The 22,857-nt window shown below is 40.0% G+C and carries 17 protein-coding genes; 5 read left to right on the top strand and 12 right to left on the bottom strand.

Going from position 1 to position 22,857, the window contains the following annotated elements:
* Positions 1-98: 98 nt before the first annotated feature.
* From H5157_RS13300 to H5157_RS13255, 10 genes are all read right to left on the bottom strand, one after another.
* Entirely contained in the window at positions 99-1,988 is a 1,890-nt protein-coding gene (locus H5157_RS13300; protein WP_182696064.1) for a monovalent cation:proton antiporter-2 (CPA2) family protein, read from the bottom strand.
* Positions 1,989-2,152: 164 nt separating this feature from the next.
* Positions 2,153-4,549, bottom strand: coding sequence for a PKD domain-containing protein (locus tag H5157_RS13295; RefSeq protein WP_182724837.1), 2,397 nt, complete (start codon positions 4,547-4,549; stop codon positions 2,153-2,155).
* Positions 4,550-4,769: 220 nt separating this feature from the next.
* Positions 4,770-5,663, bottom strand: coding sequence for a hypothetical protein (locus tag H5157_RS13290; RefSeq protein ID WP_182724836.1), 894 nt, complete (start codon positions 5,661-5,663; stop codon positions 4,770-4,772).
* 203 nt (positions 5,664-5,866) lie between these two features.
* Positions 5,867-8,395: a TonB-dependent receptor gene (locus tag H5157_RS13285; protein WP_220491463.1), complete on the bottom strand. Its 2,529-nt coding sequence runs from the start codon at positions 8,393-8,395 to the stop codon at positions 5,867-5,869.
* 280 nt (positions 8,396-8,675) lie between these two features.
* Positions 8,676-9,521 (bottom strand): DUF4198 domain-containing protein, encoded by an 846-nt coding sequence (locus tag H5157_RS13280; protein ID WP_024596099.1) that lies wholly within the window; start codon positions 9,519-9,521, stop codon positions 8,676-8,678.
* A 34-nt stretch (positions 9,522-9,555) separates the two neighbouring features.
* Entirely contained in the window at positions 9,556-10,065 is a 510-nt protein-coding gene (locus H5157_RS13275; protein WP_024596098.1) for a DUF2271 domain-containing protein, read from the bottom strand.
* Positions 10,065-10,697, bottom strand: coding sequence for a PepSY-associated TM helix domain-containing protein (locus tag H5157_RS13270; RefSeq protein ID WP_182692760.1), 633 nt, complete (start codon positions 10,695-10,697; stop codon positions 10,065-10,067). Before H5157_RS13270 ends, H5157_RS13275 begins: the two co-directional genes overlap by 1 nt.
* Positions 10,698-10,821: 124 nt before the next feature.
* The gene (locus H5157_RS13265; RefSeq protein WP_024596096.1) at positions 10,822-11,217 is read right to left on the bottom strand and encodes a YbaN family protein; all 396 of its coding nucleotides are present in this window, start codon (positions 11,215-11,217) and stop codon (positions 10,822-10,824) included.
* A gap of 129 nt (positions 11,218-11,346) precedes the next feature.
* Positions 11,347-12,666, bottom strand: a complete 1,320-nt coding sequence (locus tag H5157_RS13260; RefSeq protein WP_182720419.1) for a porin — start codon at positions 12,664-12,666, stop codon at positions 11,347-11,349.
* 100 nt (positions 12,667-12,766) lie between these two features.
* Entirely contained in the window at positions 12,767-13,249 is a 483-nt protein-coding gene (locus H5157_RS13255) for a MarR family winged helix-turn-helix transcriptional regulator (RefSeq protein WP_182692757.1), read from the bottom strand.
* Between the two features lie 427 nt (positions 13,250-13,676).
* On the opposite strand from H5157_RS13255, the gene H5157_RS13250 reads away from it, so the two are divergent.
* The 4 genes from H5157_RS13250 to H5157_RS13235 all read left to right on the top strand — a co-directional run bounded on the left by H5157_RS13250 (position 13,677) and on the right by H5157_RS13235 (position 19,574).
* Positions 13,677-14,525, top strand: coding sequence for a D-hexose-6-phosphate mutarotase (locus H5157_RS13250; RefSeq protein ID WP_182712511.1), 849 nt, complete (start codon positions 13,677-13,679; stop codon positions 14,523-14,525).
* A gap of 36 nt (positions 14,526-14,561) precedes the next feature.
* A complete protein-coding gene (locus H5157_RS13245; RefSeq protein WP_182712512.1) occupies positions 14,562-15,095 on the top strand; it encodes a PH domain-containing protein in 534 nt (177 codons plus the stop codon).
* The gene (locus H5157_RS13240; protein WP_182724835.1) at positions 15,088-16,635 is read left to right on the top strand and encodes a PH domain-containing protein; all 1,548 of its coding nucleotides are present in this window, start codon (positions 15,088-15,090) and stop codon (positions 16,633-16,635) included. Before H5157_RS13245 ends, H5157_RS13240 begins: the two co-directional genes overlap by 8 nt.
* A 122-nt stretch (positions 16,636-16,757) precedes the next feature.
* On the top strand, positions 16,758-19,574 hold the full coding sequence (locus H5157_RS13235) for a PD40 domain-containing protein (RefSeq protein WP_182720421.1): 2,817 nt from the start codon (positions 16,758-16,760) through the stop codon (positions 19,572-19,574).
* Between the two features lie 16 nt (positions 19,575-19,590).
* Here H5157_RS13235 and H5157_RS13230 read toward each other — a convergent pair whose 3' ends face one another.
* Both H5157_RS13230 and H5157_RS13225 read right to left on the bottom strand, forming a co-directional pair.
* A complete protein-coding gene (locus H5157_RS13230) occupies positions 19,591-20,751 on the bottom strand; it encodes a lipopolysaccharide assembly protein LapB (RefSeq protein WP_182720422.1) in 1,161 nt (386 codons plus the stop codon).
* A gap of 49 nt (positions 20,752-20,800) precedes the next feature.
* On the bottom strand, positions 20,801-21,934 hold the full coding sequence (locus H5157_RS13225; RefSeq protein ID WP_024605420.1) for a PepSY domain-containing protein: 1,134 nt from the start codon (positions 21,932-21,934) through the stop codon (positions 20,801-20,803).
* Between the two features lie 290 nt (positions 21,935-22,224).
* Here H5157_RS13225 and H5157_RS13220 point away from each other — a divergent pair, with 290 nt between their 5' ends.
* A complete protein-coding gene (locus H5157_RS13220; protein WP_182720423.1) occupies positions 22,225-22,839 on the top strand; it encodes a PQ-loop repeat-containing protein in 615 nt (204 codons plus the stop codon).
* Positions 22,840-22,857 lie beyond the last annotated feature (18 nt).

Raw genomic sequence — 22,857 nt, 5'->3', positions numbered from 1 at the left:
TAAAAAGTACAGCTATGCTTTCAGATAACTTATTTGATTGTGGCGCTTATTCACAGTGCTATTAACTCACGCTAATAGCACATATCAGTTTTTAGACGCTACTCAAGATGAGCATCATCAGGCTTTTTAGGTTTACTCGCTACTTCGGTTAAGCCGTCTTCGCAGTCGCCGCTGTCGCAGGTATTTAAATCGCTTTGTGCTTGTTTATCTTGTTGCAGTACTTGCTTTAAATCTTCCATGCGTTGGCGAACTGCTACGCCGTAGCTGGCGTCGTCGCCCCATAATGCAGCAAGTTGCAGTACTGCAGCGCGGTCGTGGTCTCTAAATAGCTTACCAGCACGCTCTGCATCTTGCTTAGTGTTACCTAGTAACTCGAGTGCTTCTACGGCAAGGTTAATAGCTGAGTCGACTGTTTCGCGGTTAAACGCATCTACTTTTAAATTAAGTAACTGATACGCATGGCGGCGGTCGATTGCGCGAGCAACAATTTTAAGTTGCGGGTAGTTTTTATGCGCGAGCTTAATTATCTCAATGGTTTTATCGGGGTTATCAATTGCAATTACTAGCATTTGCGCTGTGTGCGCGCCTGCGGCTTCAAGGAGTTCTTGGCGTGCGGCATCGCCATAAAATACGGTGTTACCAAAACGGCGTAGTAATTCTATTTGGCTAGGGCTGTGATCAAGTACGGTAATTTCGTAGCCTTGCGCGTGCAGTAAACGCCCCATAATTTGACCAAAACGTCCGTAGCCCGCAATAATTACGTGCTTAGCGGTGCTAATTTGCTCTGGCTTATCAAACTCAGGTAAAGCACTGCTGCTGCGTTTTTGTATTTGCTCATAAACCATAAGTAATAACGGCGCTATTAGCATTGATACCGCCACAACTAAGGTAACAAGGCTGGTTTGCTCGGGCGTTAAAATGCTGAGCGTAGTGGTTACGCTTAGCAGTACAAAGGCAAACTCACCCCCTTGGGCAAGGGCTAGGGCAAATAATAATTGCTGTTTGCTGTTAATTTTAAAGGTAACGGCAAGGGCAAATAAAATGCAGGCTTTAACTACAATAAGTAAAACCACTAAGGCAATAACGGTACTAAACTCGTTAAATAGCAGTTCAAAGTTAATTGATGCGCCAACAGTTATAAAAAACAACCCTAAAAGTAAGCCTTTAAAGGGTTCTATATCGGCTTCTAATTCGTGTCTAAATTCGCTCTCGGCAAGTACAACGCCTGCTAAAAAAGTTCCCAATGCAGGCGATAAACCAATACTTTGCATAACCAGTGCAATAGCGACCACTAAAAACAGTGCAAAAATAGTAAATATTTCACGCATGTGCGTTTGGGCAATGTATCTAAATAACGGGGCCGATACATATTTACCGCCGGCAATAATAGCGGCAATAACCGCAACCGATACACATACTTGTTGCCATACAGGCCAGCTTGCAATAATTGAATCGCTGATTTCTTTTGTGTTAGTTTGCGGGGCAAATGCAAGCAGTGGCAATAGGGCTAAAATAGGAATAATTGCGATGTCTTGAAACAGCAATACCGAAAAAGCGTTTTGTCCGGCTTCTTGCTTTAGCCAGCCTTTTTCTTCAAGGCTCTGCAGCACAATAGCAGTAGAGGAGAGCGCCAGCATTAAACCAATGGCGAGTGCGGTTTGCCAATGCATGGCAAAAAACCAATAACAAAATGCAAAAATTGCCGCTGCCGTTAACACAACTTGCAAGCCGCCAAGCCCTAAAATAGAGTGGCGTAATGTCCATAAACGCGAAGGTTGTAGCTCAAGGCCCACTAAAAACAGCATCATTACTACGCCAAATTCAGCGAAGTGCATTACATCGGTTTGATCGCCCACAACACCCAGCGCATAAGGGCCAATGAGTATTCCGGCAATTAAATAACCTAATACTGAGCCAAGTCCGACTCGTTTTGCAATAGGCACAGCTACAATGGCTGCTGCTAAGTAAATTAAAGCAATTTCTAACACGCGTTTATCCTAATAACATCAAGGCTTTTAGAATGGCTTAGCTGCTTATAAAATACAATGGATTATATGGCTCAAAGTTGCTTATTTATCAGTAGTTATAACACTAATGGTTATAACTACTGGGCTAAGAATAGCACTTTATGTTGAAGGGCTTATTTGGGGGACTAAATATTACAAATACTTATAATTGCTGAGCTTGGTTGGCCTGAATCAGAATGGTAAATAGTAATGTTTGAGCTGATTGTATTTTCAACGTTTGTTTCAATTGCTGTTACTTCAAATTCGGCAGATGCAGGTAGGTCGATGTCTAATTCGCTATCGAGGTAAGTACTTCCGCTTTTTTGCAAAGTAAGTGGTTTTGTTTGATCAAAGCTAAATTGAAAGCTATCTGACGCTAAAAGTGTATCTACCATGTTAAAGCGTAGGTTAACTGTGTCGGGGCCTGAAAACTCAGCACACAAAAATACCGAAACCTCAACAGCTTGTAAAACGGGCATGCTATTTTGGCCTATATCCACAGTAAAGTTGCTTTGCGTAATTGCTACAGAGTTGTATTCCCCAGTTGCTAGCCTTTGATCTGCTGTTTTTATCGTTATTTTTTCACCTTGCGCTAAATTAACCTCTTCATCAAAAAAGCCATTTGTATTGGTGCTGTACTGCTGTCCATTAATTGTTAGCTGTGCATTGCTTATAGCCGCTTTTTGCACATTAGTGAGTTGTCCTTTAATACGACCGGTAAGTTGTGCAGAGTTAGTTACTGTAATTGAGAATTGCACACTTTTTGAAAATCCATCAGCATCAGTTGCTACAACGGTTAGCGTGTAACTACCTGTCATATCGGCGATAAATTCGGTAATACTTTGGTTTGCATTGCTTAAGCTGGTGCTCGAGCCTGATGGGGCTGATAGTGTCCAAGCGTAATCGAGAGTGGTTCCTTCTGGGTCGTAACTTTGGCTTACATCAAATTTAACTGCATTGCCCACTACATCGTAGCGTGATTGCTCCCCCGTGAAGCTAATTACTGGCAATGCGTTTTGTATTACATCAATTGTTAGGGTTTTTGTGTCAGAGAACTGCACGCCATCGTTAGTGCGTAACGAAATAACAACTTGCCCCTCTACTGATGCGCTAAACGTTGGCTTTGATATTGTATTACTGCTAAGCGTTGCTTGGCCTTGCGACGAAATGATTTCCCATTGGTAACTTAGTGGCTGGCCTTCTGGATCGTAACTATTTGAGGCATCAAGTAAAACTTGTTCATCAACCGTTATGGAGGTTTCATAAGTTACCAAAGTGATAGGCTTTTTATTGCTACCGGCATGCAGTGCTGAAGTTGCTTGGTTTGAGCTTAATTGCCCATCAGACACTGTAAGCACTACAACGTAGTCGCCTTCTTTATCGGCAATAATAGAGGGTGTTGCTGATGTGTTGTTAGTGAGTTGCGATGCACTATTTACAGGCTTGGCTTGTAACTGCCAGTTATAACTCAGCGTATCTCCGTCTGGATCGCTACATTGTTGGCACTGCAAAGTGGTTGATTCGTTTAACGTAATATCACGTTCGGATTCAAGTGTTGCAACGGGGGCTTTATTACTTGTGGTAACAGTTAAAGTAACAGATGCGGTATCACTTTCGTTTTGTTGATCGGTAACAGTGAGTGAAAGCGAGTAATCTCCAGCTGTTGACGCTGAAAACCCTGCGGTATGATTTTGCATGTTTGAAAGAGCAGGCGTGCTGCCCTGGGGTTTTGATGTAATTGCCCACGCATAACTAAGCGTATCGTTTTTATCGGGATCAGTGCTTTGGTTACCATAAAGTGTAACAACTTCATTTGGGGCAATTGTTTTATTTTCTACGTTTATAACCGCTTGTGGCGATGAGTTAGAATTAAGCGATTCACTTTTTATGAGTACGACAGTGCTTGCCGTATCACCTTGTGAATCAGTAACGGTAAGCTCAACTTTAAATTCGCCTATTTCGTCGGCAACAAACTGGCTTTTAACTTGAGTCGCATTTTCAAGCGTTGCATTACTTGCTACGGGCTTGGTAATAAATTGCCATTTGTATTGATTAATGGCGCCGCTGGTTGTGCTACTTTGCGCGCCATTTAAAAGCACAACATCACCTTGTTTAACGGTTTGTGTGCTACCTGCGTTAGCCGTTAGTTGGGTATTTGCAGTAACGGTGAATTGTTTTTGTGCAGGACTGCTTGAAAGCTTGCCGTCACTCACGGTTAATACTAATTGGTACTCTTGTGCTTCAGATACTGAAAACTCAACGGTACTTTCGTTATTAACCGTAATCGGTATTTCTACTTGTTCGTTTTTGCTGGTTAATTGCCATTGATAGGTGAGTGCATCGCCATCGGGGTCACTACTTTGTGCTGCGCTAAAAACGAGGGTGGTATTTACTTTAAACTCCGATTGCTCGGTGGTAATAACCGCAATAGGCTTTGTATTAGTGCTGAGCGGTTTAGTTACTGTTTTGGAGTCTGAACCTCCAGAGCCACAAGCTACGAGGGTGAATAAAGCAGTAATTAAAATTAATAACTTCCATTTCATAATATTAATATCCTTTTAATAAGTTGAATATTAATATGTACCTAAATTAGATATAAAGCAAAAAAATAAATCAAATAAGTAAATTTTCATTATTTTAGGAAATAGTTAACGTGAAACAGTGCTGCTTTTAAATAATTTATACTTTGAGGGGAGTGCTTTATGCCCAGATTGATAGGGCATAAAGTATATTAAATGGCAGTTGAATAACGCTTAAATAAAGTTAGTCAGCTACTTTTACTGAACCGCTAATATTATCGATACTTACATCGCCCGAGCCCGACTCAGTAATAGTCAGCCCCTTTGCATGGTTAACGCGAATATTACCCGAACCGTCTTCAATTGTTACGTTTGAGCCAATATGCTCAATAAGCAGGTCACCAGAGTTATCATCAACATTAACTGCACCGCTTATATGGCTTATCACTAAATCACCCGATCCATCTTCAACGTTTAGCAAACCGGTTATGTTGCTCACGTGCATTTCGCCAGAACCATCGTCAATAGTTGCATTACCGCTTACGTTGTTTATATGAATACTGCCAGAGCCGTCGGTTAATTCTAAATTACCTGCGATGTTTTCAAGGTTTACTTCACCAGATCCATCGTCAACAGTTAGGTTTTTAGCCCCACTTATCGTTAAATTCCCCGAGCCGTCTTTAACATCAATATTGCTTTGCATAGCACTTATTAAAATATCGCCAGAGCCATCATCAATATCTAAATTTAGATTACTTGGCACAGTAACCACTAAATTAATACTTGGAGATTGACCACTGTAAAAGCTAATACCATTACGACTTTTATTTTGGGCAACAAGCTTTGCTTGTTTACCGTCTTGCTCGAGCGTTAGCTCGTATTCGTCTTCAATGTCGGCTGTGTAAATAGTGGCATCAACACTGATGCTGGTGGCCGTTTTTGAGCCTTTTATTTCAAGGCTACCTGCACCGCTTAATACATTTAAATATTCAAGATTATTGCTTGGCAGTGATAGCTGTTGAGTCTGCTTTACTGAGGCAACGCTTGGCGATATATGAAATACACAGCCACTTAATAATAAAATGCCGCCAATAAGCGAAAGTGGTTTTGTAATATTAGATACAGTTGATGAGCTCATGTTTAGTCCTTTGGTATTTATTGTTTGTATTTGTATAAACAATATAGAGCAAAAATGAGACCAAGTATAAGCTATTGATTTTATTGATTTTGATGGGTGTGTTTAAAAGCAGGTTTACTAATAATTGGTTAAATATACTAATTTTTAATAAAAAAGGATGCACATGGCATCCTTTTTAAATATTCGCTTTAATTAGACGTTAATTAAAAGCTGTAAGTAATGTTACCGTATAAAAAGCGTCCGTCTAATCCGTAAGGTGCATACGGTGTGTACGGGAATATTTGGCCAAAGTCAGAGTAACCAATGTTATCCACGGTTGCTTGTGGGTACTGATCGAACAAGTTGTTTGCACCAACGGCAAATTTCCAATATTCGTCTGGACGGTATGCCACTTCTAGGTCGGTGATCCATTTAGGGTCTAAGTATTCATCGCGATCAGCTGTAGTTGATATGTCAGCGACTTCACCATAACGTGTGGCACGAAGCGTTGTTTGCCATTCGTTAAAGTTCCACACTGCTGATAGGTTCCATTTGCTATCTGGCGTGCCCTCTTCAAAGCGACCTACTTCACGACGCGCAAACACTACGTAGTCGTCACCTAGTGAGTTAAGTTCGCTTGGGTTGTCGTTTACGTGTGTTACTTCGGTGTCGTTAAAATTAGCTGCTACGTTTAGGCGTAAATCACCTAAGTTGTCTAAATCTAGGTTATAAGTGGCAACTATATCTACACCTTGCGTGCGTGAATCGATAGCGTTGGTAAAGTAACGTACGCTTTCGGTATTTAGCTCACCGGCATTTTGTAGTATTTCTACTACGGCATCGCCCTCTAAGTTTTCAGACAATACAATACGGTCATCAATATCAATACGGTACGCATCAACGGTTAAGCTAAAGCTGCCTTGCGTGTACATAAAGCCCGCAGTAACGTTTACTGACTCTTCAGCATCTAACGGCTGAGCACCGAGTGCTTGCGCTGCGGCTGAATCGGTTGGGAATAAACCAACTTCAAATGGTTGGTTGTTTTCAAGTACTGTTGATATTTGGCGGTACGAGCTTTGTGCTAAAGATGGCGCACGGAAACCGGTGCTAATTGCACCGCGCAGCGATAGGTTTTCAGTAATGCTGTAACGCGAGGCAAGTTTAGAGGTAAATGTGTCGCCAAAGTCGCTGTAATCTTCATAACGACCCGCTAAAACGACGTTCCATTTTTCTGTTAAGTAGGTATCAAACTCAACAAATAAAGCGATGTTATGACGGCTTTCGTCAGTCGCACTTTCTGGTCCAAAACCAGCAAGTACTTGCGCGCCACCGGCTGCAATTGGGTTACCGTCGCTATCAAGGGCTGTGATGTAAGACGCTTCTTCGCCTTCTTCAATTTTGTAGCTTTCGTGGCGGTATTCAGTACCTACGGTAAAAAATACGTCATCAGGTAAACCTAAATCAAGTGTGGTATTGGCCGTTGCGTTTACTAAAAACTGATCGTAAACCAGTGCACCGTTATCAAATTCAGTTGGGCTGTCGGCACCTAGTGATGTGTTTATACTATTTACAACACCGAAGCCAAAGTCGTTACGGCCGTAGTTGGTACTTACATCCCATGTCCAGTCGTTAGTTTCGCCTTGTAAGCCCAATGCAAATGAGTAGTCTTGTACGTCTGTTTCAATTTGCGGCAAAAAGCCATCTGGGTACACTTCTAAAACGTTACGGCTGTCTTTTGCTCGGCGGTAAAAACCACCTGAATTACCTTCACGCTTTGAGTAGCTACCAAATGAATAAAGGTTTAAGCCGTTATCTAAATCGTAACCCATGTTGTAAAACAACGCGTAATCTTCAAGGTCTGCTTTACCAAAACGGTGATTGTAACGATCGATAGTAAATTCGCGTGGGTCTAGGGTGCCATCATCAAGGCGGCTGTATTGTTCGCGTGGGTCAAAGCCTGAGCGCTGCGTTGAGTCGTTATCGCGGTATTCAATTGATACGTTTACAAAGCCGTTATCAGATAACGCAAAACCAGAGTTTGCACTAACTGTGCGTGTTGCACCGTCGTTTACTTCTCTGTCGCCACCGGTATTAAACGCTAAGTCGCCGTTAGCATCTGCATAGGTGCTTTCTAGCTGAGGTACGCCAGCCATTTGAGTATCGTATTTACCGTACGTTACGCTAACGCTGCCGCCTTCTGAGGCATCTTTAAGTACAATGTTAATTACCCCAGCAATTGCATCAGAACCGTACTGTGCGGCTGCGCCATCACGTAGTACTTCAACACGTTTAATTGCAGAGGTTGGGATCATGTTCAAATCAACAGCGGTAGAGCCTCGGCCAACAACACCTGCTAAGTTTAATAGCGCACCGGCATGGCGGCGCTTACCGTTTATAAGCACTAGTGTGTGATCGGGTGCTAATCCACGTAAAACAGCTGGTTTTGCATGGTCAGTACCATCACCCATAGTGGCACTTGGGTAGTTAAAGCTAGGTACTTGGTTTGCTAGTATTTGGCTTATTTCTAGCTGACCCGTACTTTGCATATCACCGCTGGTAATAATATCTACAGGTACTGAGCTTTCGGCAATACTGCGTAAGCTACGGCGAGTACCTGTTACTGAAATCACTTCAATGCTTTTTTCGGCTTGAACATCTTGTTCTGCAGCAAATACAGAAGAATAGGGTGCACTAAGTGCAGAAGAAACGGCCAGGCTAAGTGCTACTTTTTTGGCTGATAATGGCTTTAACATGATGTTGATTCCCTTGAGGGCTGCTGACTATTGATTTTAAAAAGGAGCGCATCATATAGAAGCGACTACCCTAGTGCAAAGATAAAAACTATCTAAGATATTCTAAGTTGTTAACAAGTAAGGTCACTGTCTACGCGTGATATAGGCGTTTGGATCGTTGTAGTTGCAATCTTGTGTCGAATGGTTGCGAATTCAAGGGGATTTTAGATAAAAGTTAGTAAGACGTAAAAAGGCCAAGCACATGCTTGGCCTTTCAATTTTTTAAATTTAGTAATTTAAATTATTCAGGGGCAACTTCAAGCGTTGTAAATAATGCATAACGTCCTGCATCTACGCCTTCTTCATTTACGGTAACCTTGTTAGAGGTTTCGATTAGGTATAGGCCTGGCTCTTTCCACGTAATTGTAAACATACCGTCTTTATCGGTCGTTACTTTTACTTCGCCACGCTCGTTACGGTAGCGTGTGTCGCCTTTTAAAATACTCACTTCAACGCCTTCACCAGCAGATTTACCATCTTGTAGTAACTGAAAACGTGCTTGTTCACCTACAAATAAATCGTTTGGATGCGTTGGACCGCTAAGCTCTAAGCCTAAACCTAGCTGTGCAGGTTTTGAGGTGCCATTTCGGCTTACAAATGTATCTACTGTTGAAACAACCTTCGTTGTCGTTACATCTTTTGCATTGCTAGGTAACTCGGCTTCTGTTTTTTTACCAAATACGCGCTTGCGCTTACCTTCTTCGTTTTTATAGAAGGTCATGTACATTGGCTTTTGGGTCATTGCAATGTGGTAAGTGCCTTGCTCTGTTAAGCTTACCGCAGCTGAGCTTTTACGCTTTAAGTAATAAGCACGAATGGTTTCAGATACTGGCTCACCATTAGGTGCAAGTGCCATTAATAATGTGTCGTCGTACTCGGCGCCTTTTTCTTTAGGTTTAAAGGCTTTGTCTGGTGCAAACATTTCGTTAGAGATACTAGCGTCAATCATTACGTAATGCGCTTTATCGCCTGATAAAGATGTATGCGAAGGTAGTAACCAACGTCCGTGTGCACTTGCTGAAGTTGACACTAAAGCAGATAAGCTCAATGCGCCGATTAATGCCGTTTTTAATAAATTAATTTTCATTGTATTTCCTTAAATTCAAATGATTAAGTAGCAGCTACTTAGTGCTTACAGTGACGAAGCTTTTAGAAAACTCGTTTTTACCATCAATTGTTAGTTTGCCTGATTTAGTTAAATCGAGCTCAACGCGGGTGTAGTCTCTGCCGCCTTCTTCGCGTACAACTTCAATATTTAGTAAGTATTTACCTGGTTTTACTGGGTTACCGTCTAAATCATTACCTTGCCAATTTATGGTGTAAGTACCTGCGCGTTTTGTTGCGCCGCTAATGCCGTCAAAGTTGGCATCGCTTTTACCGGCTTTACGCCACCATTGGCGTAAGTCTTTAAACCATTCTGCTTTTTGCACCCAAAGTGCAAGCGTTGTAACGTGTTTGCGCTCTGGTGTTTCAAGCCAAACTGCAACGTATGGGCGGTGATACGGTTGTACTTCTAAGTCAGGAAGTGTTAATTCAACCTCTAGCTGTGGTGTTTTTGCATGCGCCGTTGTTTGAAAAAACGCAGCTACGAGCAGTAATGCGGCGCTTATAAATAATTTAAATTTAACCATTAAGACACTCCTTTTATTTGTGGAACCCAACATAAATAAATAACCAGTGGAGTTACCACTCCGAGTACGGTTATCCATATTCCTGCTAAGCGTTTTTTTCTATTTTGAAACAAAATAATCATGCCGGTGATGGCAAATAAAATCATTAGTACGGCAGATATATCAATTACCCAACTCCATACTTCACCGCTGTGGCGGCCTTTATGTAAGTCGCCAATAAGGCTTAAAAAGCCACCTGTTTGGTAATCAAGATTTAGCTCGCCAGTTGTAAAATCAAGCTCTGCGTAGGCAAACCCAGCAGGCAGTGGGTAGTCGAGCATGACAAGCGCGTCTTCTTTTTCCCACTCAATGCTTTTTACTTTTGTAAGTGCATATTGCTCGGCTAGGTAAGCTTCTATTTCAGGGTAAAGCGTTGGCAGCGTATTCAGCTGCTCATTCGCTTTGGTAACTAGCTCTGCTGGAATTACCGCCGTTACTTGGCCATTATTTTTATCGTTTTTAAGCCAATCAATATGGTTGAGCACAATGCCGCTAACGCAAAATAAGATAAGCAAAAAAAACAAAGCTGTAGAAATATAAATATGTAGAGCACGGCTTGTGCTATACAAAGCCCGCTTGTTAATAAACGACATAAAAACAGTAAATAAATTAAATTTACAGCATGATAATGATTTGCATTAGCTATTACAAATTTACTTACTTATCTTTACATAAAAACTTTAAAACAAAGGCGGTAAGCAGGTAAAAAATGAATATTTAACGCTTAGGAGGGCTGGAAGGTCTTAAAATAAGGTAAATCATTACCAATACTTCTATTACTGCAACGAGATAAATAACCCAAATAGGGGCGGCTGAATACAGTAAAAATGTAAATCCAATTAACATGCCAATGGCGGCGTAGCATTTGGCTTTTACAGGCACTACTTTATGGGCTTGCCATTGCTGCAAAGTTACACCGTAACGAGGGTGGTTTAACAGCCATTGTTCAAGCGCGGGTGATGAGCGAGTAAAGCAGGTGAGCGCTAAAATAAAAAATATAGTGGTAGGCATGACCGGCAGCACAATGCCAATAATACCCAAGGCTACAAGTATTAAGCCAAGTGCTTTAAACCATAAGTTTTTATAACAAATAAACACTGCTTTTATATTCACTTAGGCTCTTTTTAGTAATGGCTGATACTTTCGATTGTAGGCCAAATAGTTATAAAATCGAAGTGTAAAAACATAAAAAAGGGCAAACTAAGTTTGCCCTTTTAAATTTATAAAATAGGTTTTACTTATCTAGAAGTAGTAACCTACGTTGATGTTAAAGCGACGCTCTGTATCGCCATCACCAATAATTGTTCCGCCAATAAATGGCTGGTTACGTGCTTGAATAAAGTCAAAGTACGTAAATAACGGGCCTGCTGATACGCTCATACCTGTTACGTTCATCCATGTATCTGCACTGTCGTCAGATTTGTCATAAATGATCCCGTAATCGTTGTAAAACTGTACGCCTGTTATAGGGCCTAAATCAACCGATAGGTCGTAAGCTACGTTAAAGTTAGTCATGGTAGCTTCGCTTGATACGGTGTCGTAGTAGTCAAACGCACCTACAACAAAGCGGTTGCTGTTGTCGTCTAGGTCGTAGTCGTACTCACCGTGCTGAAATTGAATATTCCAGTTATTTATTTGGCTGTTTACGTGGAACGCCCATGCGCCGTAGTTACCTGCACGGTCGTTACCATCATGTAAGCCACCGCTTAATAGTGATAAACCCACATCGGTTTTAGCGTTTTCGCCATGCTCAATTTGGTACACTGTACGAGCTGCAAATGTGTTGTATTCACCAAGGCGAGAGCCAGGTGCATCGTATGTGCCTTCGGTTGTTGCACGGCTACCAACTATATCAAAAGAGTAACGCTCGTTAACTTCAGAGCTGCCATCAACGCCGCCTACTTCATCATTTTTGAAAAAGCCTAGGTCTAGTTTCCAGTTATCTTTTAGTTTACGGTTTACTGTTACACCCAAGTCAAAGTCGTCTTCTAGGCCAACATAGTAGTTAGTGCTAAAAAAGTAGCTGTGTGAGTTGTATGGGCCATTACCAAAAGGGACAGGTGCAATACCAGCTTGTGCTTCCCAGCCATCAGTAAATTCGTAACCTAAGTATGCATACTTAACAATGGTCATGTAATCGTAAAAGCGAAAATCACCATTAACAGAAATATCGTTTATTTCGCCAGATAAGTTAATGCGAAATACTTCAAAGTCTAAGTCGCCGCTACGATCTTGAGTGTCTTCATCGTATGAATTAGTGCTGTAATTAAAACGCACTGCGCCACCAATTTTAACGCCTTCGTCTTTTTTCTCAGATTCGGCGGCAGCAACAACTTCTTTGTTATCAGCTTTTTTACTAATTTTTGCAACTTCTTGCTTGTGTAGCTCATTAATTTTTTGCTGTTTTGTTTTTTCATCAGCTAACTTATTTTCAAGCAGTTGCATTTGTTGCTTTAACTGCTTAAGTTGGCTTTGTAACGTGTCTAGATCATCAGACGCATAAGAAGTACTTGTAACACCACCTAGAACTAGTGCTAGTGTTAATTTTGAGAGTTTAGTCATAATTGCCGCTCAGATTTTGATTAAAAAATAAAAAATTCAAGACGTAAAAAAACGCCTTACGTTTAGGGTAAGTACAAAAACTATGTATTTTTTTTATTATTTATTCTTTAGGAGCTTGAGTAAGCGCACCAACTTCTAGAAGGGGCGATGCATCTAATTTATCTGCATCCATCATTGCGGCTACACGCTGCATTGATGAGAGTAAAAGGCTCTGTTCCCATTCAGCAAGTGCAGAAAACTTTTCAATAAAGTGTTCTTGCAATGGCTGAGGTGCTTTATCAAGTAACTCTTTTCCTTTATCGGTGAGGTATAAGCTCACTCTGCGTTTATCCATTTGACTGCGTACGCGTGTTACTAAGTTTCTGCTTTCTATTCTGTCGAGAATATTGGTGACCGTTGCTGGGCTTAAATTTACATTTTGAGCAATACGGCTCGCCGTTATTCCATCGGTTTTTTGCACTTCTTGCATTATAAGCAATTGTGGGCCAGTTAAACCCGAAGTTTTATTTAGCTGCTTAGAATGTAAGTCAATCGCGCGGATAACTTTACGTAAAGAAATCAATAACTCGTCATATTTTTGCATTTGCTTATCTCGTCGATGGGGCGGTAGTTTGCCGTAATCGCGAAATGTTACACATCAAATAAATTGAATTCAAATAATATATTGTACTTTAGCCCGCTTTTATTGGTTTTTAATAGTTAGAGCAGTAACTAATGTAAAATTATATTGTTTAAATATTGGTAAATTTTCTTAGCACCTTGTGTGCATTAAGTTGCGCACAGTACGTATGTTGTGAATAATTGGCAAGTCTTATTGTATAGACTTTAGTATTATTCATTTACAGCTGTTAGTACAAAGTAATTGTTTGTGAGTTTACTGTATATGTATTAATCGGCAATGAACAAATTCAGCAATCAATATTTAATATCAATAGCGTATACTTTAAGCATGCATTATTGTTTAGATGTAAACATTAAAAATCTTTAGTATCAGTATTATAGGGGAAGGTATGAAATTATCGCCATCAGTTAGCATTGAGCAAAGCGAATCCGGACTTGAGTTTATTAAAGTAGCTAGTGAAAAGTGCGACGCAAAAATATTTTTGCAAGGTGGGCAAATTACCGAGTTTATCCCTAAAAATAACAAGCCACTTATTTGGGTTTCACAAGAGGAAACCTATCAAGAAGGGGCGAGTATTCGAGGCGGTATTCCTATTTGTTGGCCGTGGTTTGGTACACACGCTAATGATGGGTGGCCTGCCCACGGTTTTGCGCGCACAAGCGTATGGCAAGCCGATGAAGTACACGAATCTGATGAGCAAATTACAGTTAGTTTAAAGCTCCCCATGAAACTTGTTAATACAACGTATTGGCCGCATCAGTGCGCATTAAAAGTTGAGTTTGTATTAAGTGATAAATTACAGGTTCGCTTAACGACCACTAACTTAGGTAGTGTGCCATTTAGCTTTACTCAAGCACTGCATACCTATTTTCCTACCTCAGATATTACAAACACCCATGTAGATGGTTTGCAAGGCGCGCAATATATTGAGTTTAGTGAAGGGCCATTTGTACAAAATGATGTTGTAAGCTTTAATCGCGAAACCGATATGGTTTATACACAAGCAAGTACAGTGCAAAGCATTAATACGCCAGAAGGTGTTATTAATGTGAGCCGCGAAAACTCAAGTTCGTGTGTGCTGTGGAATCCATGGATAGAAAAATCAAAACGCTTATCTAATTTTGCTGACGATGAGTATAAAACAATGCTGTGCCTAGAGGCCGCTAATGTACTGACAGATAAAGTAACGCTTGAGCCAAAACAAAGCCACACCTTAATAACTACCATTAGTTGGTAAGCTAGTCATAATTAAAAGCAGAAATAGGGACAAATAGTGTTTAACAATCAACAAATAATGGATTTACCAAAGCATAGTGATATTAGCTTTAAGCCATTGGCTGATAAAGCCTTATTACATACACAACTTAGCTCGCTTCTGTTTTATGTACCGCTAATTGGAGCGCTTATTGCTGTTTGTTATTTTAATGAAGCCTTTGCTAATAACGCACAAACGTATTTGCTAATTGGTATGCCAATTTTGGTGGCCGTATCTATGGCGTACAACATAATAAGTGTGAGGTTGCGAGGTTTTGCAGTGCGAGATCATGACATTGCTTTTAAAAAAGGCGTTATTTGGCAACAAGTGACGGTATTACCTTTAGCGCGTGTACAGCATATGGAAATACACCAAGGGCCAATAGAGCGAAAACTTAGCCTTGCGAGTATTAAATTATTTAGCGCTGGCGGTGTAAGTGCCGATTTACAAATTAGTGGGCTAACCCATGATGATTGTAAAAATATGCGCCAATTTGTACAAAACTACCGCCAAGACGACGCAACTACTCAGGCAGCTTTAGTCGATGAGTAATACAACTATCGAAGATAAAGCCAGCCCTATTTACTGGCAAAAAGTATCGCCCTGGGCACTTTTATATTTTGTTGTGCACTTTAGTGTGCGCTTTGTAAAAGATGGCCTTTTAAACTTACTGCCCATGCTAGTCGTGTTTGTTACTCAAGTAGAAAATAAATTGTTCTGGGCGCAGGTTGCAGGCGGTATTGCACTAATTTTGCTACTTGTTTACTCATTTTTATATTATTTAAATTTTAAGTTTAGTATTAGTAGCGACAACGAAATATTGCTTAACAAAGGTGTATTTAAAAAAGAGCGACTTACGCTTAAATTTGGCCGTGTGCAAAACGTTAATATTGCCGAGCCGTTTTATTTTACCCCCGTAAACTTAGTTAATTGTATTTTTGATGCCGCTGGCAGTGTGTCGCAAGAAGTTGTTTTACCTGGTGTTACTAAAGATTATGCACAGCAAATGCGTAAACAAATATTTGATTTTAAAGCGCAGCAACAGCAAGAAGCACCAAATACTGAACAAAGCGAAACAGACACTATCGAAAACAGCCTAAGCATTAGCAATAAAGAAATAGCCAAATTTGGTTTAATGTCGAATATGGCTATTTTAGCAATCGCTGCTTTTGCCCCTTTTATAAACCTAATTGTTGATTTTTTAGAGAAGCAAATTATTGCGAAAGTAGAAGGCTTTTATCAACAAGAGCTTGGTATGCTGGCCAGCGCAGCTACCTTTGCGATGATCACCTTAATTGGTTTGTTAGTTGTGGTGGCTGTAATGCTATCGGTGACTATGTCGCTTATTCGTTTTTATAATTTTGAGCTTTATTTTAAAGGTCAAAAGTTTAAACGCATTGCTGGCTTGTTAGAGCGCCATCAGCTTTCAATGAGCATGGACAAGGTGCAATCTATTGTTATTAAACAAAACCTAATGGGGCGATTACTAAAGCGATTTACCGTTGAGTGTTTACAAGCAAGTAGCGGCGGAATAGCAGCCTGTGTGGCGGCTAAAAAAAATAAACAAACGTTAGTACTACCTGTATTAAATAGCGAACAAGTTGATAGTGTATGCCAATGGATTTACCCGTGGTTTAATAGTAAAAAACTCGCTTTTAAGCGCGCAGAGCGAGCGCTTTTGTATAAAAATTTAGGCTTTTATTCACTGTTACCCAGTGTATTAGTGTTTGGCTTTTGTTTTATTGCTGATATTAATACTTTGATAAGCCTTGGTGTTTTAGTGGTGTTTTCTGGCTTGGTGACTTTGTCGTATCAGCGTTATGGTTATTACATGCATGAGGATAATGGTCGATTTTACATGGTTGTACGCAAAGGTATGATTGGCGTTCATTACCGTGTTTTTGAGCTTTATAAAGCGCAAAGTGCGCGCAGTATAAGTACGTACCTAATGAGAAAGTCAGGCTTAAAAAGCCTGTATATACAACTTGCTTCAGGCTTTGTATTTATGCCCTACATAAAGCAGCAAGATGCTGACTTTATTATTGATTTTACAATTAAGCAGATTGAGTCAGATACTCGCAGCTGGATGTAAAATACCCTAATAAAACATGTGTAAATACCCATTTTCACATGTTTTATTACATTTTCTTACTGCCCATGAAAGACATTTAATAATACCCTAGATGGTATTAAGGAATTATTTTAGGGACGCTCATGAAAAAAACACTTATCGCATCAGCTTTATTACTAGCAGCACCGATCTTTGCAGCCGATTGGCAAACTATTCATACCGAACATTTCAACATTCACTACAGTGTTGAGCATGCTGATTTTGCTAAATCAACTGCAGCAGAGCTTGAAATAGTACGCACCAAAGTGCTTGAGCAGCAAAACCGAACACTTGATAAAACAGTTGATGTAGTGGTGTTTGATCCCCTAAATGCGGCAAATGGCTTTGCGCTACCTACCTCAAATAATCCTGTAATGGCACTTTTTACAACCCCACCACAATCCGACACCGTTATATCAAACAGCGCTGGCTGGCAGCAGTTACTTGTACTGCATGAATATATTCACTTAGTGCATTTAGCACAGCCTACACGCAATCACTGGCAGCAAAAAGTACGTGGCATATGGGATTTATACGACTTAACTTACAGTGATACACCGCGCTGGGTAGCCGAAGGTTATGCCACATTGATTGAGTCTAAAATGACGGGCCGTGGGCGTTTATTTGATAACTACTCAGAGTCAATACTGCGAGAATTTGCTCAGCAAGGTGCTTTGCCAACCTATGGGCAATTAAATGGCGAGCAGGGCTTTATGGGCGGCTCAATGGCGTATTTAATGGGTAGTCGCTTTTTAAATTGGCTAGAGCAAAACTATTCAGAGCAAACACTCGATAGTGTTTGGACGCGAATGCAAGGCGTAAAAACGCGTGACTTTGATGAGGCATTTAGCGGTGTGTTTGGGCAAAGTGCAGCCAAGCTATATCGCCGATTTATAGCTGAATATACCTATAAAGCAATGCAAATAGAACAAGGAGAGCCGTTACTTAATAGTGAACTTTGGCTTGAACTTAACTTATATGCAAGTAACCCTGCACTTTCAAAAGATGGTAGTAAAATTGCAATTGTTGAGCGAGACAAAGAGAGCAATACCAAGCTTATAATTTATAGCACGGACGACAACATAAAGGCGCAAGAGGAGTTTACTAAAGCGCAAAAAGAGCTACTCAAAAACGATGCACAAGACATCCCCGATACAGCGCCAAGTGTGTTTAAGCGCGAACAAAAACAAGTGCTTAATCAAATTAATCGAGCCGGTATTGCAAACCCGCAATGGGTAAATAGCACAACGTTATATTTTAATGCGTACAGCAATGAAGAGTCGGGTATTTATAATAAAGTGTCAGACATATTTAGCTATAACACTGACACTGGAAATATTACACAGCTTACCAAGCTTGCTGGTATACGACGATTTAGCGTAACCAGTAACGGTGATACCTTGTATGGCGAGCAAATAAGAGGTGGCTACTCTGAATTAGTAAAGGTTGATCTCAATACGCAAACCACCACACCATTATTTACAAAAAGCCTTGAGACAACTTACGATTACCCAATACTCAGTCCTGATGAAACTAAATTAGCTTATTTATCAACGTCATTAAATGAAAACTGGCAATTGTATATACAAGATGTGGGTAGTAATAAGCAGCAATTAATACCTATGCCAAACGGGTATCAATATTTAAGTCAGCCTAGCTTTAGCCATAATGGTGAGTCACTTTACTTTGTTGCAGGCTTAAATAGCGCTACTGATATTTATAACTACAACATAGAGAGTAAAACACTCAGCAAGTTAACTCAGGGGCAGGAAGCCGTTGCTCACCCGATTGAAATGGCCGATGGCTCGTTACTCTATTTTTCGATAACCGCAGATGGGCCAAATGTAAAAACATTGCCAAAAGCTATAAACAGCACTGTAGTTACTGAATTTTCGGCTAATAAAAAAGCACCGCTGCTCATTGTAAACGAACATACGCTTCCAAAAGCTAAAATATATACGCATCAAACAACGCAGCAAACAAATTACAACGTGCTCGAGCAGCACGCTACTTTTGCACTAGGGACGCAGTATTATTCGGCTTCTACCAGTTTGTTAGATTTAAGCATTAAAAGTAGCGATTTATTAAAACAGCTCGACTTGCAAGCGGGATATAGCACTGATTTACACGATGGAGCACTGCACGGTGGTTATGTGCAGGCAAAATATAATGCGCTTGATGTAAAACTGAAACTTGCACTGTTTGACTATAATTTAAATACATCGCGCCAGTATCAACAAAGGCTAAATGCAGATATGGATGCCCGTGGTGGTTTTGCTGCAATAAGTTACCCTGTTAAATTTGGGCAGCTAAGTTTAACGCCGGAGCTTGCCTACAATTACACTGATTATAAACAACGCCATAAAAATTGGACGCGTTTAGGCGTTGCCCAAAGTTGGCAATATGATCGTCAAGACTTTGTGATAGGCCAAAGCCTTTATGCGAGTTGGTACGATGGCAGTAGTAAAAGTAATAGTTGGCAAGGTTACGATTTAGTCGCCAAAATTTTTGGTAAAGCGTTTGGTATTCCTCTTTATGCAAATTTTTCTCAAAAACAACGTGATGACAGCAGCCTTGCATTAGGTGGCTTTAGCTCAAATCTTATTAATCAGCAGCAAAATAGTGAATATGTACTTTCATCTGAGCTGCCTTTTTATAGCGCAGCTGCAAAGCGCTATCAAGGTTACGGTGGCGGCTTTAGCTTTAAAGAAGGCATGCCGTGGCTTTATTACAAGCAGCATCAACTCGACGGCACCGTATATGCACAAAGTTACGGGATAAAACACCAAGGTGATTTTAGTTTTGGAATGGGGCCTGCTGGTATAAATGACTTAATATTTAATATGGGACTGTCGCGAGTAGAAGGCGACAGTTTTGAGGATGAAATGCGAGCGTGGCTGAGCTTTTATTATTCGCTATAAATATTAATTGGCTAAGTTACTTATCCATCTGCAAGGATAGTAACTTAGCTTGATATACATCGATTTTTTGGTTATCACGTTCTAGTTCGATAGCTTTCTCAAGCAAGGTTTGTGTTTGTTTAATATTACCTTGTTGATAGCGAACTTTTGCGAGTTCCAAGTATAACTCAGCAATGTAAGGCGCTTTAGTAATAGCTTGCTCAAGGTGTGCTTTAGCCTGATGAGCATGGCCAGCTTGTAAGTTGTTTTTAGCGATTACTAGTAATTCATATGGGTCTTTTTCTTTATTAACTAATTGTGAAGTGAGCTCTTTGACAAGCTCTTTGTCGCCTAATTTTTTAGCTAAAAGCTGATAGTTGCTGATTAAATTAATACTTATTTCATTATTACTAAGTGCTGTTTGATAGATGTTTTTAGCGCTTTGTAAATCACCTGCCCGACGATGCAAAACGCCCGCTATATTAAATAATTCAGGATCATTGGGAGTGTATTTGTTTGCTTGTAGAATAAGTGAGTAAGCAATATCCAGCTGTTTGTCTGCTAGCGCTGTTGCAGCTAAATTACTGTAAAACTTAGAAACTAAATCGTTATAATCTGCACTGCTTGAATAAAAGCTGCGACGGGTAGGAAAGTAGTCGATTAAGGTGCCCGCTCTGAAAAATTCAACAATATTATAATCTTTTTTCTCTATTTTTGGGGCGTATACTCTTGTTCTAAAGTGGCTTGCTACATAAACAACATTATTTTCTTTTGCGTATACAGGCTGACTTGTTACTTCTTGAAAGCTCGTTTCTAATCCGAGAGCTTGTGCATAGCTTTGTGTTAAAACAGCTAAGCTAATGCAGTTGCCTTGCGAAAGTTTTAAGGCTTGGGCTGAAGTAAGTGTATCGCCGTGGTATTTAAAGTTAGCTAAGTTGCTTTCGAGGTAGTTGTAAATAATGCGGTCATGACGGATTTCAGACTGTTTTTGTTTTTCGGCATAGGCTAAAAATTTTTCTTTTTCAACATTTGGCAGCTCGAAAATACTGTACTCAGAAGGAGTGTCGAGTTTATTAAACAAAGAATGGTTTAATAGTTGTTCAAGCTCTATTTGTTGTTCTACTTGCTGAACCTTGGTTGTGTTACATCCAACTAAATATAAAAAAGTAATACAGACTGCTATTTTATAAAACATCATAAACCCACTCCATTGTTAAATTTTACATTACAATGTGGTGGGTTTTTAATCAAGCACTTGCTGTACTGCGTTTACTTGAGCGATTTTTTTGTGATTGTTTTTTACGTTTACGGCGGGTAAACCACAAGTAAAAACCAGTACCTGCTAGCCACACTGGGCTCAAACCAATTACGCACCACAGTATTTTACTTATTAGCCCTGCAAAGTAGCCAAAATGAAGTTTTCTAAAGCTATCAATTACTTGCCAGCCAACGCCTACTTCGCGAATATCCCAGTTAGTTAAATGTTCGCCTGTATGCTTATCGTAGCTAACCGTATTAGCGTATTCGCTCGCAAGCGGGTTATTTGTATCGACTTCGCCGAATAAGGTGATATTTTCGTCAGGCTCGAGCGGCATAACTAAAAACGTACCATTAAAAGTGGGTATTTGCTTTTTACTGTCATCGAGTATGTGTTGAAACGAAATATCGCTACTGTGCAAGTTTTTGGTTAGTACAAAGTGCTCTTCCTCAGCGTGTTCAATAACTTCGTGATACCACACCGCCCAGTTAAAGTAGCCACCTGTAATAGCTAAAATAATAATGATGGGCGACCCTATCACCCCAGTCATTTTATGAATGTCGCTAAGTACAATTTGCAGTGTTGCACGCCAGCGCACACTAAATAGGCGCTGCCAAAATTTACGATAAATAATAAGTCCTGTAATACCTAATACCAATAAAAACAGAGCAAAAAAGAAGCCTAGTACTGTGCCTGTTTGCCCTGGCAGGTTTTTAAAGTCGTTAAGTAAAAAGGTGTAATGCAGTTCTAAAAACCAATCAGTAAAATAATGGCTGGTACCAACAGGCTCTGACAAAATGTCACCCGTATACTGGTTTAAATGAAACTTATACCATTGCTCTGTCCCGCGTTTAACTAAGTAAACCCGATCAGCAGTATCATCGTTAAATATCTCCCAACTACCTACTACATACTCAGGGTAAGCAAGCTCTGTTTTTGCGATTAATTTGTCGATTGGCATGCGCTCTGGCAGTGCTTTTACAACATAGTGACTGCTTGGCATAAGTAAGCCATCTATTTCACTTTTAAAAACTAATACGCTCCCTGTAATACTAATAACAATCAAGGGAATGAGAGCTATAAGAGCGATCCAACTGTGAATTTTAAAAAGAGTTTTTCTCATAGATAGTTTTATATATTGCAGTTAATGACTTGCGCATGATAACAACTATCATTTTCATTTAATAGCTTGTGAGTAGGTTTTCTATTAAATAGGTAAACCGTGAACTTAATTCTACGGTTTTTGTATACCTAGCTTTCCAGTACCTAAAATAAGAATATCTTATTTAGTTGAGTTAAATTTACGCGGCTCTACAATGCCGCGCTCATAGTAAAAGCCTTTTAAAAACAGATGTTTATTAAATGTTTTTATTTCTGTTTTTAATTAACATTTATATAACGAGCGAGGTTGCTTTGGCGCATTATTTGCCTATATTGTCTTCTTTTATTTTGGTTTTTAGTTTTTTACCATTACTAAACAAAATTCGAAAAAATCGTAGTGTCTCTGGTTTGTCACTATTAATGATGACATTTGGATTAGCACAAAGCCTTTATTTTATAACCTACAATATTTTCTTTGAGCGCTATTATATTGCGTTACCATTTATTGTAACCGGTGCGTTAAGCGGGCTTATTTTATATTTTTTTGCACGTTTCAATGCAGCTAAACGAGAACGTGTACAGCTGGTTACTATGCTAGGTTTTTCGTTACTGCCTTTTTCACTGCTTTTAAATTCAAGCCTTGATACTGCAACGGTATTAAGCGCTTTAACGTATGTTGGTCTTGTGATGAGTTCGGTACGTGTTATGCCGCAAACTTATAAAACATTGCGTACGGGTAATGTGAGTAATTTAAGCGCGCGCTACTTTAGCTTGCAGTTTATTGCTGGTATTTGCGGCTTAGTTGTTGAGCTTACAACAGCGGCTCCAAGCACGGCGCACTTACTTATGTTTATTATGCTATTGCTTACCAATGCTGTGCAATTTGGTTGTATGCAATATTATAGAATGCGACCTGTAATGGCTTAAAGCAAAAATAAAAGTGCT

The sequence above is a fragment of the Pseudoalteromonas sp. SG43-3 genome (assembly GCF_014164385.1).
Classification (GTDB): Bacteria; Pseudomonadota; Gammaproteobacteria; order Enterobacterales; family Alteromonadaceae; genus Pseudoalteromonas; species Pseudoalteromonas distincta.
This window is presented reverse-complemented; position numbering and strand designations above follow the sequence as displayed.

Bases quoted from the DNA above. Each gene is read 5' to 3' on its own strand.
- H5157_RS13295 (WP_182724837.1), bottom strand. From the start codon at position 4,549: ATGAAATGGAAGTTATTAATTTTAATTACTGCTTTATTCACCCTCGTA.
- H5157_RS13255 (WP_182692757.1), bottom strand. From the start codon at position 13,249: ATGCAAAAATATGACGAGTTATTGATTTCTTTACGTAAAGTTATCCGC.
- H5157_RS13250 (WP_182712511.1), top strand. From the start codon at position 13,677: ATGAAATTATCGCCATCAGTTAGCATTGAGCAAAGCGAATCCGGACTT.
- H5157_RS13235 (WP_182720421.1), top strand. From the start codon at position 16,758: ATGAAAAAAACACTTATCGCATCAGCTTTATTACTAGCAGCACCGATC.
- H5157_RS13230 (WP_182720422.1), bottom strand. From the start codon at position 20,751: ATGATGTTTTATAAAATAGCAGTCTGTATTACTTTTTTATATTTAGTT.
- H5157_RS13285 (WP_220491463.1), bottom strand. From the start codon at position 8,395: ATGTTAAAGCCATTATCAGCCAAAAAAGTAGCACTTAGCCTGGCCGTT.
- H5157_RS13280 (WP_024596099.1), bottom strand. From the start codon at position 9,521: ATGAAAATTAATTTATTAAAAACGGCATTAATCGGCGCATTGAGCTTA.
- H5157_RS13275 (WP_024596098.1), bottom strand. From the start codon at position 10,065: ATGGTTAAATTTAAATTATTTATAAGCGCCGCATTACTGCTCGTAGCT.
- H5157_RS13290 (WP_182724836.1), bottom strand. From the start codon at position 5,663: ATGAGCTCATCAACTGTATCTAATATTACAAAACCACTTTCGCTTATT.
- H5157_RS13260 (WP_182720419.1), bottom strand. From the start codon at position 12,666: ATGACTAAACTCTCAAAATTAACACTAGCACTAGTTCTAGGTGGTGTT.
- H5157_RS13225 (WP_024605420.1), bottom strand. From the start codon at position 21,934: ATGAGAAAAACTCTTTTTAAAATTCACAGTTGGATCGCTCTTATAGCT.
- H5157_RS13270 (WP_182692760.1), bottom strand. From the start codon at position 10,697: ATGTCGTTTATTAACAAGCGGGCTTTGTATAGCACAAGCCGTGCTCTA.
- H5157_RS13240 (WP_182724835.1), top strand. From the start codon at position 15,088: ATGAGTAATACAACTATCGAAGATAAAGCCAGCCCTATTTACTGGCAA.